General features: G+C 70.9%; 13 protein-coding genes. 4 read left to right on the forward strand and 9 right to left on the reverse strand.

Translation table 11 applies throughout. The annotated features are described in order from the left end of the window. Window positions 1-9 precede the first annotated feature (9 nt). The 4 genes from pbpC to GGQ91_RS09680 form a co-directional block, all read right to left on the reverse strand. Window positions 10-2,142: a penicillin-binding protein 1C gene (pbpC, locus tag GGQ91_RS09665; RefSeq protein WP_182591874.1), complete on the reverse strand. Its 2,133-nt coding sequence runs from the start codon at window positions 2,140-2,142 to the stop codon at window positions 10-12. A 120-nt stretch (window positions 2,143-2,262) separates the two neighbouring features. Beyond that, window positions 2,263-2,514 (reverse strand): hypothetical protein, encoded by a 252-nt coding sequence (locus tag GGQ91_RS09670; RefSeq protein WP_236961548.1) that lies wholly within the window; start codon window positions 2,512-2,514, stop codon window positions 2,263-2,265. A gap of 111 nt (window positions 2,515-2,625) precedes the next feature. Beyond that, window positions 2,626-6,039 (reverse strand): acyl-[ACP]--phospholipid O-acyltransferase, encoded by a 3,414-nt coding sequence (locus tag GGQ91_RS09675; protein ID WP_182591875.1) that lies wholly within the window; start codon window positions 6,037-6,039, stop codon window positions 2,626-2,628. Between the two features lie 146 nt (window positions 6,040-6,185). Beyond that, on the reverse strand, window positions 6,186-6,434 hold the full coding sequence (locus tag GGQ91_RS09680) for a hypothetical protein (RefSeq protein WP_043354976.1): 249 nt from the start codon (window positions 6,432-6,434) through the stop codon (window positions 6,186-6,188). A 178-nt stretch (window positions 6,435-6,612) separates the two neighbouring features. On the opposite strand from GGQ91_RS09680, the gene GGQ91_RS09685 reads away from it, so the two are divergent. Together GGQ91_RS09685 and GGQ91_RS09690 are read left to right on the forward strand one after the other, a co-directional pair. Beyond that, complete coding sequence (locus GGQ91_RS09685) at window positions 6,613-7,623, forward strand: SDR family oxidoreductase (RefSeq protein ID WP_182591876.1); 1,011 nt, start codon at window positions 6,613-6,615, stop codon at window positions 7,621-7,623. A gap of 58 nt (window positions 7,624-7,681) precedes the next feature. Beyond that, entirely contained in the window at window positions 7,682-8,557 is an 876-nt protein-coding gene (locus GGQ91_RS09690; RefSeq protein WP_182591877.1) for an MBL fold metallo-hydrolase, read from the forward strand. On the opposite strand, the gene GGQ91_RS09695 is transcribed toward GGQ91_RS09690, so the two are convergent. From GGQ91_RS09695 to nthA, 3 genes are read right to left on the reverse strand one after another with little or no spacing between them, the layout of a single operon-like run. After that, window positions 8,545-8,868 (reverse strand): nitrile hydratase accessory protein, encoded by a 324-nt coding sequence (locus tag GGQ91_RS09695; protein WP_043388833.1) that lies wholly within the window; start codon window positions 8,866-8,868, stop codon window positions 8,545-8,547. The genes GGQ91_RS09690 and GGQ91_RS09695 overlap by 13 nt on opposite strands. Next, complete coding sequence (nthB, locus tag GGQ91_RS09700) at window positions 8,865-9,524, reverse strand: nitrile hydratase subunit beta (protein ID WP_182591878.1); 660 nt, start codon at window positions 9,522-9,524, stop codon at window positions 8,865-8,867. The genes GGQ91_RS09695 and nthB overlap by 4 nt, the downstream gene beginning before the upstream one ends. Then, entirely contained in the window at window positions 9,521-10,204 is a 684-nt protein-coding gene (gene nthA / locus GGQ91_RS09705; RefSeq protein WP_182591879.1) for a nitrile hydratase subunit alpha, read from the reverse strand. The genes nthB and nthA overlap by 4 nt, the downstream gene beginning before the upstream one ends. Window positions 10,205-10,405: 201 nt before the next feature. Between nthA and GGQ91_RS09710 the strand changes: the two genes are divergently transcribed. Next, window positions 10,406-11,107 (forward strand): sigma-70 family RNA polymerase sigma factor, encoded by a 702-nt coding sequence (locus GGQ91_RS09710; RefSeq protein WP_043358038.1) that lies wholly within the window; start codon window positions 10,406-10,408, stop codon window positions 11,105-11,107. A 108-nt stretch (window positions 11,108-11,215) separates the two neighbouring features. Beyond that, window positions 11,216-11,488 (forward strand): hypothetical protein, encoded by a 273-nt coding sequence (locus GGQ91_RS09715; protein ID WP_043388826.1) that lies wholly within the window; start codon window positions 11,216-11,218, stop codon window positions 11,486-11,488. 93 nt (window positions 11,489-11,581) lie between these two features. On the opposite strand, the gene GGQ91_RS09720 is transcribed toward GGQ91_RS09715, so the two are convergent. Next, the gene (locus GGQ91_RS09720) at window positions 11,582-12,973 is read right to left on the reverse strand and encodes an amidase (RefSeq protein ID WP_043388823.1); all 1,392 of its coding nucleotides are present in this window, start codon (window positions 12,971-12,973) and stop codon (window positions 11,582-11,584) included. A gap of 5 nt (window positions 12,974-12,978) precedes the next feature. After that, window positions 12,979-14,580, reverse strand: coding sequence for an ABC transporter substrate-binding protein (locus GGQ91_RS09725; RefSeq protein ID WP_052083552.1), 1,602 nt, complete (start codon window positions 14,578-14,580; stop codon window positions 12,979-12,981).

A 14,580-nucleotide genomic window follows, 5' to 3' on the forward strand; every position in this document is an offset into this window, starting at 1 on the left:
TGCGTAAGCCTATTCGAGCCGGACAGACACGCTGTCGCTGGCGCCGGTCGCATCCAGGACCGAGATCCGGGCGAAGCCTGCGCCCCCCGGCACCCATTCTGCCCGCCGTCGCGGCGTCTGAATGACCGGCTGACCATCGACCAGCCAGGTGAGCGGTGGCACCCCGCCCAGGGCCTTCAAGGCGAGGCCCGGACCGCCATCCGCCGCGCCGTGGGCGTCCGCGTCGAGGCCGAGATCGATCCGCGCCCCGTCCGGCGGATACGCGATCCGCAGCGCCGGGCCCGCCGTCTCGGCCGCCTCGCGGCGCAGGTGCTGCAGCGGCGGCGGCAGGCGCCCCGTCCCAACGACCAGCGCATCCCGCGGCTGCGGGACCGGCTCGGGCTCGATCCCGAGGCGCGCGAAGGCGTCGAACAGGAGCGGCGCCGCGACCGTCCGGCCCACGAGCCCCGGCACCGCGGCGCCGTCCGGCCGACCGGCCCAGACGACGACCGTGACGTGACGGTCGAAGCCCGCCGCCCAGGCGTCGCGGTACCCGTAGGAGGTGCCGGTCTTGTAGGCGATGCGATTGGGCAGGGCGTTCTCCGGCGGCGGTGTCCCGCGCAGGATGTCGGCGACGTACCAGGCGGCCACGGGCTCCGCGACGCGGTGCCGGGATTCGGCCGCGACCCCGTCGGCGCGGCGCAGCAGGTCTGGAACCGCGCCGCCGCGGGCGAGCCCGGCATAGAGACGGGCGAGATCGGTGAGCGTGATTCCGAGCCCGCCCAGTGCGACCGGCAACCCCGGCGCGGCCTCTCGGGGGAGCTGAATCCCGGCCCCGGCGGCGCGCAGCCGGGCGATGAAGCGGGCGGGCCCCACCGCGTCCATCAATTCGACCGCCGGCACGTTGAGCGAAAGCTGCAGGGCCCGGCGGGCCGTCACCGTGCCCTGGAAGGTCAGGTCGAAATTCTCCGGGGCGTAGCTTGCCGAGAAGCGGGCGGGCCGGTCTTCCAGCAGCGTCTCGGGATGCGCGAGGCCGTCCGCGAAGGCCATGGCGTAGACGAACGGCTTCAGCGCCGAGCCGGGGGAGCGCACCGCCAGGGTCATATCGATGGCGCCGCGCCGGGACGGGTCGAGGTAGCCGGCGCTGCCCACCTGGGCGAGCACCCGCCCGTCACGATTGTCGAGGACGAGGATCGCGGCCGAGAGGTCCGGCCCGGCGGCGGCTGCGCGCTCGGCCGCCAGCGCTTCCAGTCTCTCCTGCAGGCGGCCGTCGATGGCAAGGCGGATCGTTGCAGCCTCCGGGTCGGCCGCGACCGCCTCCTCGGCGGCATGCGCCGCGAGCATCGGGAACGGCCGGCGCGCCGTCGGCACCGGCTCGGCCCGGGCGGCCTCGGCCTCGGCCGCGGTGAGGATGCCGCGGGCCTGCGCGACGGCTAGGACCCGATCGCGGGCGGCGCGGGCGCGGTCCGCGAACCGGTCCGGGCGGCGGGTCTCGGGCGATTGCGGCAGGGCGACGAGGAGAGCCGCCTGCGCCGCGGTCAGCCGCACCGGCTCCCGCCCGAAATACGCGATGCTCGCCGCCCGGACGCCCTCCAGCGGACCGCCATAGGGGGCCAGCGCCAGATAGAGATCGAGGAGCCCGGACTTCCCGAGACGTCGCTCCAGCGCGACCGCGCGCACCATCTGGCGGAGCTTGGCCGCGAGGGAGCGCTCCCGCCGCGGCTCGACCAGGCGGGCCACCTGCATCGACAGGGTCGAGGCACCCGAGACGATGTGGCCCCGGACCAGCCACTGGAGGGCGGCGCGCAACACCGCGGCCGGATCGATGCCGGGATGATCGGCGAAACGGTGATCTTCGAAAGCGAGCAGCATGGCCCGATAGCGTGGATCGACCGTCTCCGCGGTGACCGGCAGGCGCCAGCGCCCGTCCGCCGTCGCGAAAGGGCGCAGCAGCGTGCCGGCCCGGTCCAGCACCACCGTCGAGCGCGCCTCTGCGGGGCTGAGGTCGAGGGGGGGAAGCGCGTCGGCGAAACGCCAGAGCGCGCCGACGCCGGCCGCCAGGAGGCTCAGACCGAGCGCGGCGGCTCCGAAAGCCAGCCGCGAACCGATGCGCCGCGCCCGCGGGGGCGCCGGCCTGCTCGGATCGGACCCGTCGTGCGGCACGCATCCCCCCGGTTCCGGCTCCGACGGCGCAGGATTTACCGTTCCGGCGCGGCCGACAAGTCCCCCGGCGATCCCGGGCGCCGACCGCGCGCGACCGTCCGGTCCGGGTGAGGCCCGACCCTACGCCGTGCCGACCACGCGCAGGTCTTCGAGGACGGGGCGATCCGGGCGGTTCATCCGCACCGGGAAGGGCACGACGTTGGAGGGCATCGGGGCCGCCACCGGCCCGGAGGGCGGCGGCGCCGCCTTGCCGGGCTTCGTCCAGCGCCCGATCCGCTTGAAATAGGTCCGCCTCGCCAGCCAAGCGGGAATAGGCCTGCCCTTCTGCATGATCTGCCCCTCGTCGAACCGACCCGCGTCCCCCTCAGACACGCAACCCGTACGCGCCGAGCGTCTCGAATCGCGGCTGTATGCGCGATACCATCGGATCCCGGGGCACCCCGCATCCCCCGTTTGGGTGACGCGGGGCGTGAGGGCCTCCGGTCAGGCGGCCGCCGTCTCTTTCGCGCGCTCCAGGGCCAGCTTGGTGACGGCCACTTGATCGATCTTGCCGGTGCCGAGCATCGGGATCGCCTCCAGCACCACGACCTCGGCCGGGATCGCCACGTCCGAGGCGCCACGGCTCTTGGCGAAGCTCTGATAGGCCGCCCGGGTGGCGCCCGTCTCCTGCGTGAATAGGACCAGCCGCTCGCCCTTGCGCGGGTCCGGCAGCGCCGCCACGGCGCTCGGACGATCGGGCCAGAGTTCGGCGGCCAACGCCTCGACGCCGGCGAGCGAGACCATCTCCCCCGCGACCTTGGCGAAGCGCTTCGCCCGGCCCTTGATCGTCACGAAGCCCATCGGGTCGATCGCCACGATGTCACCGGTGTCGTGCCAGCCCCCCGGCGGCGGCTCCAGGACGCCCGGCTTCTCGGCGCGCAGATAGCCCAGCATGATGTTGGGGCCGCGTAGCGACAGGCGGCCGCCCTCGTCGATCCCCGGCACCGGGTCCAGGCGGGTCTCGATACCGGGCAGGATCCGCCCGACCGTGCCGAAGCGGTTGAACATCGGGGTGTTGAGCGCCACGACCGGTCCGCATTCGGTGACGCCGTAGCCCTCCAGGATGCGCAGCCCGAACTTCTCGGCATAGGTCCTCCGGGTCGTCTCCTTCACGGCCTCGGCGCCGGCGACGACGTAGCGCAGCGAGCGCAGGTCGTAGGAATGGGCGGCCCGGGCATAGCCCGTGAGGAACGTGTCGGTCCCGAACAGAACGGTGCTGTTCGAGCCGTAGATCAGCTCCGGGACGATCCGGTAGTGCAGCGGCGACGGGTAGAGATAGACCGGCACGCCCGAGACCAAGGGCAGGATCAGCCCGGCCGTCAGGCCGAAGGCGTGGAACACGGGCAGGACGTTGAACACCTTGTCCATCGGCCCGAAATCGATCCGGGCCGCCACCTGCGCCACGTTGGCGAGCATGCAGCGGTTGGCGAGCACCACACCCTTCGGCGTGCCCTCGCTGCCCGAGGTGAACAGCACCGCTCCCGGATCCTCGCCGCGGCGGGCCACGAGGGGGCGCCGGGGCGCGAGAAAGCCCCGGATCTTGTCCCCGGTGGTGATGCCGGCCCGCACGTCTTCCAGGTAGACGAGCTCCACCGAGTCGCGGATCGCCTCCACGAGCGGTCCGAGCCGCCCCTTCTCGATGAAGGCCCGGGAGGTGAGGATCCGGCTCACCTCGGCCGCCCGGCAGGCGGAGAGGACGTTGGCGGGGCCGGCCGAGAAATTGATCATCGCCGGGACCCGGCCCGCGGAAGCCAGCGCGAAGAGCGTCACGGCGGCGCCGTTGGCGTTCGGCAGCATGACGCCGATCCGCCCGCCGAGGGGCGCGAGGGGCATCAGCTTGCGGCCGAGGATGTTGGCGCCCATCACGAGCCGGCCGTAACTGAGCTTTCCGCCGACCGGGTCCTCCAGGGCGTTGCGGCGCCAGCCGTGAAGCTCGCCCGCCTCGATCAAAGCCGCCATCAATCCGCGGTCGATGTCGGTGGTGCGGAAGACGAGGTCCGACATGATGCCGTAGAGGGCCGCACCGGCCGCCTGCCGCCGCGCCTTGCCCTTGAGGGCCGGGTCCACCGTCAGGCGCACCGGCGGCATCACCGTCACGACGACTTTGGGCCACCAGCGGCGGCTGACCTGCCGGCGGGAGAGGCGCGAGAAGGCGGTGCGCTCCAGCCCGTCGATCTTCACGGGGACCACCATCGCGTCGGACTTGTCGGCGATGAGCCCGGCGCCGTCATAGACCTTCATCAGGCTGCCGGTGACGGTGAGCCGACCTTCGGGGAAGATGATCAGGGTCTCGCCGCCCTTGACCGCATTAATCAGCGTCCGGGTGGCGAGCGGCCGGGTCGGGTCCAGGGGCATCGCCTTGGTGACGCGCAGGAACGGCCGCACCCACCAGCGCTGCGCGATCCCGCTGTCGATGGCGAAGACCGGCTCCTGCTCGAGGAGCGACAGGGCCAGCGGCGCGTCGAGGAACGAGACGTGGTTGAGCGCCACGATGGCGTTCGGCCCGGCCGCAGCGAGGTTGTCGAAGCCCCGGACTTCCAGGCGATAGAAGGCCCGGAACAGGATCGACAGGGCGTCGCGGAACGGGCTGGTCGGCAGGGTCGCGAACACGATCGCGCCGACGAGGACGTTCAGCACCGCGACCACGGCGAGAAGGCTCGCGATCGACAGGCCCGCGCCCTGCAGGCCCGCGAGCGCCAGGGTGCCGGCCACCATGAAGGCCGCCGTCATGACGTTGACCGCGCCGATGATTCGCGCCCGCATCGCCTTCTCGGCCCAGGCCTGCACGGCCGCGAAGGACGGGACGATGTAGAGGCCGCCCGAGACCGCGAGTCCGAGGAAGTCGATCCCGGCGCGCAGGCCGTGGCCGGTCTGCAGGAACGCGAGGGGCCCGATCGGCTCCGCGGGGGGCGCCGGGAGATGGCCGACCGTCCAGGCGAGATCGAGGCCGAACAGCCCCATCAGAACCGCGCCCACCGGCGTCGGCAGCAGCACGATCCGGCCGCTGGCGAGCCACGAGGCGAGGCCGGAGCCCAATGCGATGCCGATGGAGAAGAGCGCCAGGAGCAGCGTGATCACCGTCTCGGTGCCGTTGAAGGCGCCGCGGACCAGGACGGGCAGCAGCGACAGCACCACCACGCCGACGAGCCAGAACCAGCTCACGGTGAGCGAGCCGCGCCACAGGCGCGTGTCGGCCCAGAGGTCGCGCAGCAGCGCGTAGGTGGAGCGGGCGACGTTCGGGTCGACGCGCAGGTCCGGTGCCCCCTCCCCGGTCGCCGGGATCATCCGGGCCGAGAGCCAGCACAGGACGGCGAAGCCCATCACCAGGGCGCCGAACACGATTCCGGACCCGCCCATCGCCGAGGCCGCGCCCGCCGCGATCGTCCCCAGCAGAATCGCCAGGAAGGTCGCCGCCTCCACCAGGGCGTTGCCGGCGGGCAGCTCCTCGCGCCGGAGATGGTCCGGTAGGATCCCGTACTTGATCGGGCCGAACAGGGCCGCGATCGTCCCGAACAGGCCGAGCGCGACGAACAGGATCGGCACGGAATGCAGCAGGAAGCCGAGCACGGCGGCGCCGGCCGCGAAGATCTCGGCGAACTTGAGCCGCCGGGCCATCAGGGCCTTGTCGTACCGGTCGGCCCACTGGCCGCCGAGTCCTGACAGGATGAAAAACGGCCCGATGAAGACGGCGCTCGCCAGGGTCACCAGGACGCCGGCATGGGAATCCGCCTGGCCGCCGATGCCGAACAGGATCAGGAAGGCCAGCGCGTTCTTGAGAAAATTGTCGTTGAACGCCGAGAAGAACTGGCACCAGAACAGCGGCGCGAACCGCCGCGCAGTCATCAGGGTACGGAACATGGCATTCTCTCGGTTCCGACCCTGACTGGCCTACGAGAGACGGTCAGGTCAAATCGGACCGATGCGAACGCACAGGGATCACGGCCGTCGCGGTGTCGGACCGTGTGAACCGGCACCGCCCGTGGCGGATCGGCCGGCAGGCCGCGTCAGGTCTTCGGGGCCAGGCGCTCCTTCCGCCCGACGTGCCGGGCGATGAGGGCGTGCAGCGAGGCGCCGAGGTCGTAGGACCAGTACATGTGGGCCGCGAGCGTCGTGATCACGAAGAGCGCGGCCCCGGCCGCACAGGCCGGCAGCAGCAGCAGGAACGTCAGCACCATCCCGACGGCGGTCCGCTCGGCCAGAGAGGCCTGCGGCCAGGGATCGATCGGCAGGGAGAAGCGTCGTCCGGTGCGCATGGCTGCGACCCTCGATGGTTCGGCATGACGCGGTACAGGCAGTCAACAGCTGTGGCCGTCGGACGTTGCGTCGCCGGAACGGAATTCGGCCGCCCCGTGACGATGCGGCCCGGTCCGACGACGCAACCGAGGGCGCCGATCCGTGTTGCCGGTTCGATCAGTCGACGGTGAGGTGGGTATGGCACGGGTTGCGGTCGTCACTGGGGGCACGGCCGGGATCGGGCTCGCCACGGCCCATGAATTCGCTGCGCGCGGCTGGTCGGTGGCAGTGATCGCACGGGATCCGGGTCGTCTCGCCGCGGTGGAGCAGGCGCTGGCCGCCTACGGCCAGCCGGTCCTGGCGATCGGGGCCGACGTGGCCGATTCGCAGGCCGTGGACGGGGCCGCGGAACGGGTGGAGCGCGAACTCGGCCCGATCCGCGCCTGGGTCAATAACGCCATGTCGACCGTAGTGAGTCCGGCCGATCGGATCACGCCGGACGAATACCGGCGGGTCACCGAGACGACCTATCTCAGCCAGGTCTACGGGACGCTCGCCGCCTTGCGCTACATGAAGCGACGCGATCGCGGCGCGATCATCCAGGTCTCGTCCGGTCTGGCGATCCGGGCGGCGCCGCTGCAGGCGCCCTATTGCGCGGCGAAGTTCGCGGTGTCGGGCTTCACCGACGCCCTGCGCTGCGAGCTGCTGCACGACCGGGTCAATGTCAGCCTCAGCGTGATCTACCTGCCGGCGGTCAACACGCCCCAGTTCAACTGGGCGCGCAACCGCACCGGGCACCGCCAATTCGCGCCGGATCCGGTCTTCGACCCGCGGCTCTGCGCCGAGGCGATCCTGTACGCGGTCGAGCATCCGCGCCGGGAGGTCTGGGTCGGGCGCTCGTCGATGATGATGGCCGCAGCGCAGGCGCTGGCGCCGGCGCTCGCCGACCGCAAGGCTGCATCCATGTGGTCGGCGCAGCTCTCCGACGAGACCATCCCCGCCATGGCGGGCAACCTCTACGAGCCCGTGCCCGGTTCCGTCGGGATCGACGGCCGATTCTCCGACAGGACCAAGGCGAGCCGGACCGAGTTCGCCACGAGCCGCACCCGCGATCTCCTGGTCGCCGGCCTCGCCGGGCTGGCGCTGGTCGGGCTCGCCGGCACCGTCCATGCCGCCCGATCGGCGCGCCGGCTGCCTCAGAGGACCTGACGGCTGCGTCCGAGCGCGCCGCCTGTTACACGATCCGCCTCGAGGAAGGTCCACCACGATGCCCGGCTACCTGCCCTTCGCGGGCGCCCTGAAGCTGCCCGCCTATACCTGCGACAATTGCGGCTTCTGGCAGCGGCACTTCGAGACGCCGGCCGCCTGCCCGATGTGCCTCGACGCCCGCCACGTGGTGCCGCAGGACGGCTGGCGCTTCCGCACCGCCCGCGAGGCGCAGGAGGCCTTCCCCTGTCACTGGCAGGAGCTGGAGCCGGGCGTCTGGCGCTTCTGGAACGAGCCGGTCTCCGGCATCGGGCCCTCCGCCTACCTGATCCAGACCGAGCACGGGAATATGGGTTTCGAGGGCTGCCCGGTCTTCAGCGAGGCCGCCCTCGACCAGATCGCCCGGCTCGGCGGCATGGCGGTCCTCTCGGCCTCGCACCCGCATTCCTACGGGGCGCTGCCGCAGCTCCAGGACCGGTTCGACCCGGAGCTGTGCCTGCCGGCGGCCGACCTCACCTGGAGCGCCGCGCTCCAGGTGAGCTGGCCCTACGACGATTTCCTCGAGCCCCTGCCCGGCTTGGAACTGCACCGGACCGCCGGCCATTTCGATGGCCACGCGGTCCTGTACGACCGGTCGCGGAAGATCTGCTTCTGCGGCGATGCGCTGAAATTCGAACTCGACCCAGACGATTTTCGCCGCGCCACCACGATCTCGGCCCACAAGGCCTTCGTCCGCGGGGTACCGCTCACGCCGAGCGAACTGCGCCGCTACCGCGACGTGTTCGAGCGACTCGACTTCGTCCAGACCTGGACGCCGTTCGAGCCCGCACGCAATTGCGGGCGGCCCGAGGTCCTGGCCTTGCTCGACCAGCTGATGAGCGGCCGGTCTCACGCGGCTCCGGTGCCGCTCGACGGGCTCCGGCCTCAGGGCCGGTAGAGCGGATCGTTCTCCAGGCGGATCGGCTGGCCGTGGGGCGTGGCCTCCGCGGCCCGCAGGAAGGCCGCGGTCCGCGCCGCGACGGTCTCGGGTCCGGCCACGCCGCGCTCGGCCAGCAGCGCCTCCAGAGTCGCGAGCCACGCGCCGTAATCGGCCGCCTGCTCCGGCGCGCCCGCCGGGCGGATCTCCCGCCCGAGGCGCGCGGCCCATTCCGACCACGTGAACACTCCGGCTTCCCGCAGGGCGACCACCAGGGCGAAGACCTGCGCCTCCCAGGGCGCCGCGAAGGCGTTCGGCGACGGATCGGTCACGCGGGCTCCAGATAGGGTTCGAAGGCCGCCACCGTGACGATGCCGCCCGGATCGCCGCTCTCGCCCCACAACTCCTGCGCGGTGAAGGCCACCGTGTAGAGCCATGTCGGGTTCTCGCCCGCCCCGTAGGCGTTGGTGTCGGGGAAGACGAAGACACCGTCGACGCGCACGATCCGGCCGTGCCTGCCCCGGACGTAGCGCGGCAGCCGCGTATGGCCGGTTGGGTGATCATTGCGCGCCCGGATCGCGTCGCCCACCGCGAAACGGGCCGCGGTAGCGGCGGTGCGGCTGCTCGGGAAACCGGCCCGGAAGCGCTCTTCCAGTCCCTCGCGGTGCAGGACGCGCGCGACAGGCTCGGCCGGGGCCGCGGACTTGCCGGCCTCGATCTCCGCCTGCGTCGCCAATCCGGTGGCGGTGACCTGCTTCTCCAGGGCCTTCAGCCAGATCTCGTAGTAGCTCGCCGCAAGGTACTCCGCGGGCGGCAAGGATTCCCGATTGGCGCGGCTGCCGTCGAGGTTCCACGCACCCGTGTAGCCCATGGCCATCGCCATCGCGAAGACGCGGCGCTCCCAAGGGGCGTGGAAGACCGGCTCGTCCGGCTCCGGCGTCACCGGCCCGAAGCCGTGGCAGCCGCCGAGATCCTGGGCGCCGTTCATACCGGCATCTCCATGGGCGAGGCCGGTATGCCCTTGGGCAGGCCCGTGCCGATCATGGAATCGCGGGTCACGAGGGCGGCCAGCGACTCCTCGGAAAAGCCCTCCGTCTCGGCAGGCCGCATGGGCAGGACCATGTAGCGGGTCTCGGCCGTCGAGTCCCAGACGGTGATGCGGGTGGTTTCCGGCAGCGTCACCCCGAACTCGGCGAGAACGCCGCGCGGGTCGATCACCGCCCGGGCCCGATAGGGCGGCGCCTTGTACCAGACCGGGGGCAGGCCGAGCACCGGCCACGGGTAGCAGGAGCACAGGGTGCAGACGACGAGGTTGTGCGTCTCCGGCGTGTTCGCGACCACCACCATGTGTTCGCCGCCGCGGCCGCCGATCCCCAGTTCGGCGATGGCCGGCGTGGCGTCGGCCAGGAGCCGCGCCCGGTATGCGGGATCGGTCCAGGCCCGTGCCACGACCCGGGCGCCCGCATGTGGGCCGACCTTGGTCTCGTAGAGTTCGACCAGGGCATCGAGGGCCGCCGGGTCGACATAGCCTTTCTCGGTGAGCAGGGATTCGAGGGCGCGCACCCGGGCCTCCACCGGCGACAAGGCGCTGCCATGGTGATGATCGTGCTGATGATCGTGCTGATGATCGTGGTGATCATGCTCATGATCGGCGTGATCGTGGCTCATCCCGCTCTCCTGGCTGCGCGCAGTGTGCATCCCCCGAGGGGGCGGCGCCAGTCCGGCTGCGCGGATCCGATCCGTCCGTCTTGCCGGGCGCTCTGCCTAAATTCCCTGTCACGTTCGGGAGCGTTTGGCATAGGTTCAGAATTTTACCGCTACCGACGTTAGAGCGATTCCAGTAAATCGGTGTTGGAGGCGGAAAGATTCATGACTGATGCTGCTGCGGACCTGCCCGACGCCGTCGTACGTGCCCGGGATGACAGCTACGCCGCAGCCATCGGCCAGCACCTCGTCCTGCCGATCCGCGAGTATTTCCGGGTCGTCGAGCAGGAGCCGCTGCCGGCGCAGCTCGCCGCCTTGGTCACCCGGTTCGAGGTGGCGATCAAGGCGCATGGCGACACGGTGCCCTTCGACTTCCGCGGCGACATCATCAAGGCCTTGCCGGCTCTGCGCACCTTCGCGCTGTCGCTCGTCGGCGATGTGAGCCGCGCCGACGATCTGGTGCAGGAGACCTTCGTGAAGGCCTGGGCGAACCAGCAGAAGTTCCGGCCGGGCACGAACTTCACCGCTTGGCTGTTCACCATCCTGCGCAACCAGTTCTACACGGACCTGCGCAAGACGCGGCGGGAGGTGGAGGATGTGGACGGGACGCATGCGGGTCAGATGAGCAGCCCCTCCGACCAGGAGGATGCCAGCACCCTCAAGGTCGTCTGGGAACGTCTCGGTGACCTGCCCTCGGCGCAGCGGCAGGCGCTGCTGCTGGTGGGGGCGGAGGGCCACACCTACGAGGAAGCCGCCCTGAAGCTCGGCTGTCAGGTCGGGACCGTCAAGAGCCGGGTGAGCCGGGCCCGGTCGTCGCTGCTCGATACCCTCGGCGTCGTGGTCTCGGGCCAGGCACCGGCTGTCTGAGCCGGCGGCTCGGCGGCATGCCGGTCCGGCTGATTGGTCTTCGGCGCTAAGGCGATCGTAAGCCGTGGCCGCGTAGGCTCCTGGCGATCTCCGCGACGGGCCGCGCGCATGGACGCTTCGTCTCAAGACGGCGCAAGCGCCGCGCACCGGGGGCTGGCGCACCCGGTGGTCATCGCCTTCGGTCTTTGCCTCCTCGGACTCGCTTTCTCCTGGGCCATCTGGCGGCTCGGTCTCGTCACCGAGGATTCCGCCTGGATGAGCGCGTTCCTCTGTGCCGTCGTCTTTCTCAGCTTTCTGTCGGTCTGGTTCAGAGCGCTGATCTGGAACCTGAAGGCGTTCTGGGCGCTCGTCGTCTGGATCTGGACTCTCTTCGCCCGCTGATGCCCGGTGCAGGGCGGCGCGGCGGACGTGTTCCTTTCGCCGCGCCGTCCCGTGAGCCGGTGATGGAGCCGGCGGGACGCGACCGAACGCCCCTCACATCGGCGGCCGGCGCAGGTGCCAGTCGGTCGCCCGCTGGTAGGCCTGTCCGATCCGCAGAGCCGTTGCCTCTTCGTATCCCCGGCAGACGATCTGCAGCGAGAGCGGCAGGCCGGAGCCGGTGAAGCCGTTCGGCAGAGCCAGGGCACAGAGGTCGAGCAGGTTGCCGAAGCGGGTGAAGCGCGACGGCAGGTGCGCCTCGTCGACGGCGGCGAGGGCCACGGCCGCGCTCTCGGTGGTCGGCGTCAGCAGGGCGTCGATCCCCTCGAGGGCGGCAGCGTATTGCTCTTTCATCGCGGCCCGCCGGTGAAGTGTGCCGAGGTACGCCTGGGCCGAGACCGTCGCGCCGGCCAGGATCCGCCCCCGCACGGCGTCGCCGAGTTGCGCGGACGGGTCCTCCGCCAGGCTCCCATTGACGAAGTACGCCTCCGCGTTGGTGATCTCGGTCAGCGCCATGCAGTCGCTGAACCGGAACGGCAGATCGACATCCACGATCTCCGCCCCCTGCCCGGCCAGGAGGTCCAGGGCCGCGTCGTAGGCGGCCAGCATGTCGGGGGCGACCCCGTCCCGTTCCGAGGCCGGCATCCGGCCGAGGCGCAGACCGCGGACGCCGCGGTTGAGCGTGGACCAGGGGGCCTCCGGCTGGATCCCGCGGGTGGTCGGATCGCGGGGATCGGGGCCGGAGATCGCCTCGTAGAGAAGCGCGGCATCCTCCACGGTGCGGGCCAGCGGTCCGGGCGTATCGAGGGTCATAGACAGCGGCACGATCCCCCAGGTCGAGACGCGCCCGACCGTCACCTTGAGCCCCGTCAGCCCGCAGAAGGCGGCCGGCAGGCGCACCGATCCGCCGGTGTCGGTGCCGATGCCCCAGGGGGCCATCCGGGCCGCCACCGAAACGCCGGTGCCGCTGCTCGAGCCGCCGGGGGTGCGCGGCGTCTCGGTGTCCCAGGGATTCCACGGTGTGCCGAGATGCTGGTTCGTGCCCCAGCCGCCATAGGCGAACTCCACTGTGTGGGTCTTGCCGAGCACGATCATGCCCTGGCCGATGAGGCGCTTGGCGATCGTCGCGGTGCGCTCCGCCCGCCGGGCCCGGTGGGCGGCCGAGCCGCCCATGGTGATCCGGCCCTCCAGGTCGATCAGGTCCTTGAGCACGACGGGGACGCCATGGAGCGGCCCCACGGCATGGCCCGACCGGATCGCCCGGTCGGCGCCCTCGGCGGCGAGGCGGGCATCGGCGGCGAAGACCTCCGTGAAGGCCTGGAGCTTGGGCTCCAGCCGGTCGATCCGCCCGAGAAGGGCATCGACGGCCTCGACCGGCGAGAGCGTCCGCCCTTGGATCGCCCGGGCGAGTTCGGCCGCGGAGGCGTGTACGGGATCGATGTCGGACATGGGTTCTACTGCACGCTGACGAGGGTGAGATCGACGAACCAGGATTGCGGCGAGACGAAACCGTGGATCTTCTTGGACATCCCGCGGGGATTGAGGTCGTGGACGACGAACAGCCAGGGCGGGTTGTCCACCAGGCGCTCGTGGGCGGTCTTGGTCTGCGCGTCGATCACCTTGGCGTCGGTGGTCTCGGCAAGCGCCTTCAGGGCCGTGTCGAACGGGTCATCCTTCCAGTTGGGGAAGTTGAAGCCGTTGGGCGGGAACCGGTCGCCCGCGAAGTAGCGGGCCATGACGGCGGGATCCGACGAGGGCGAGGAGACATTGAGCGCCATCGCCCCCTGAAGGTTCGGCGCGTCGGGGAGCGCCCGGGCGGCGTTCAGCAGAACCTGCCATTCGACGACGTTGAAGGTCAGATCGACGTTGCAGGCCTGCTTCAGGTTCTCCTGCAGGTACTCGTTCATCGGCATCGGCAGCATCTGGCCCGAGCCGGAGGAGGAGATCATCACCTTGAGGCTGAGCGGCTTCTTGTCGGTGAAGCCGGCCTCGGCCAGCAGCGCCTTCCCCTTGGCGGCGTCGAAGGTGTAGCGGTTCTTCGGGTTGCCGAAATTCGGGTCCTTGTCGTTCAGCCACCCCGTCGCCGGCTCGGCGGTCCCGTTGAGGAGTTCGACGATGCCCGCCCGGTCGATGCAGTAGTTCAGGCCCTGCCGGACGCGCACATCCTTCAGCGGGCTGTCCTTGGCGCCGATGTTGAAGAGGTAGGGCCAGACATGCGGGTATGAGCCCGTGGTGATCGTGAAGCCCGCCTGTTTCAGCGACGGGATCGCGTCGGGCGCCGGTACCTCGATCCAGTCGACCTGGCCGGCCCGGAGGGCCGCGACCCGGGCATTCGCCTCCGGGATCGGCAGCAGCCGGACCTTGTCGACCTTGGCCATCCGGTCCGGGTCCCAGTAGCCGTCGAACTTGGCGAGATCGACCGCCTCCCGCGGGGCCACGCGGGTGATCCTGAACGGGCCCGTGCCGGCTGCCGGAAGCGCCGCGACCTTGCTCCAGTCGCGCCCCGCCTTCTCGAAGGAGGTGGGCGAGGTGAAGAGCACGTAGACCACCATGTAGGGGAAGTACGAGGCGACCTGCGTGGTGGTGATCTGCACGGTCGAATCGTCGATCTTCCTGTAGCTCCCGACGAGCGGCGCCCGCGCCCGTGTGATGCCGGCGCCCTGGGCCTCGAATTGCGGGCTGTCGTTCTTGAAGTAGCGGTCGAGATTCCAGATCACCGCGTCGGCGTTGAACGGCGTCCCGTCATGGAACTTCACGCCCTGGCGCAGGTGGAAGGTCCAGACCGCCTTGTCGTTCGGATCCTGCTCCCAGCGCTCGGCCAAAGCCGGGATGAGCCCGGCGAGCTTGGTGGTGCTCTTGAGATCCCACTGCACCAGCCCCTCGAAGATCGGGTAGCCGAGGAAGCGCATCCCCTCGAAGCCGTTGTTGGGCATGCCCGTCGTGGTGGGGATGTCGCTCGCCGTCATGGCGATGCGCAGGACGCTCTCGGCGCTGGCCGATCCCGTCAGGGCCACGGAACCCGCCAGGGCGGCGGCAATCAGGCGGCGAAATGTCAT

The organism is Methylobacterium fujisawaense, from assembly GCF_014138435.1.
GTDB lineage: Bacteria > Pseudomonadota > Alphaproteobacteria > Rhizobiales > Beijerinckiaceae > Methylobacterium > Methylobacterium fujisawaense.

What these genes read in the sequence shown, in the direction of transcription:
- GGQ91_RS09685 (WP_182591876.1), top strand. Translation starts at nt 6,613, where the DNA reads ATGGCACGGGTTGCGGTCGTCACTGGGGGCACGGCCGGGATCGGGCTC.
- GGQ91_RS09680 (WP_043354976.1), bottom strand. Translation starts at nt 6,434, where the DNA reads ATGCGCACCGGACGACGCTTCTCCCTGCCGATCGATCCCTGGCCGCAG.
- nthA (WP_182591879.1), bottom strand. Translation starts at nt 10,204, where the DNA reads ATGAGCCACGATCACGCCGATCATGAGCATGATCACCACGATCATCAG.
- GGQ91_RS09690 (WP_182591877.1), top strand. Translation starts at nt 7,682, where the DNA reads ATGCCCGGCTACCTGCCCTTCGCGGGCGCCCTGAAGCTGCCCGCCTAT.
- GGQ91_RS09715 (WP_043388826.1), top strand. Translation starts at nt 11,216, where the DNA reads ATGGACGCTTCGTCTCAAGACGGCGCAAGCGCCGCGCACCGGGGGCTG.
- GGQ91_RS09710 (WP_043358038.1), top strand. Translation starts at nt 10,406, where the DNA reads ATGACTGATGCTGCTGCGGACCTGCCCGACGCCGTCGTACGTGCCCGG.
- GGQ91_RS09725 (WP_052083552.1), bottom strand. Translation starts at nt 14,580, where the DNA reads ATGACATTTCGCCGCCTGATTGCCGCCGCCCTGGCGGGTTCCGTGGCC.
- nthB (WP_182591878.1), bottom strand. Translation starts at nt 9,524, where the DNA reads ATGAACGGCGCCCAGGATCTCGGCGGCTGCCACGGCTTCGGGCCGGTG.
- GGQ91_RS09720 (WP_043388823.1), bottom strand. Translation starts at nt 12,973, where the DNA reads ATGTCCGACATCGATCCCGTACACGCCTCCGCGGCCGAACTCGCCCGG.
- GGQ91_RS09675 (WP_182591875.1), bottom strand. Translation starts at nt 6,039, where the DNA reads ATGTTCCGTACCCTGATGACTGCGCGGCGGTTCGCGCCGCTGTTCTGG.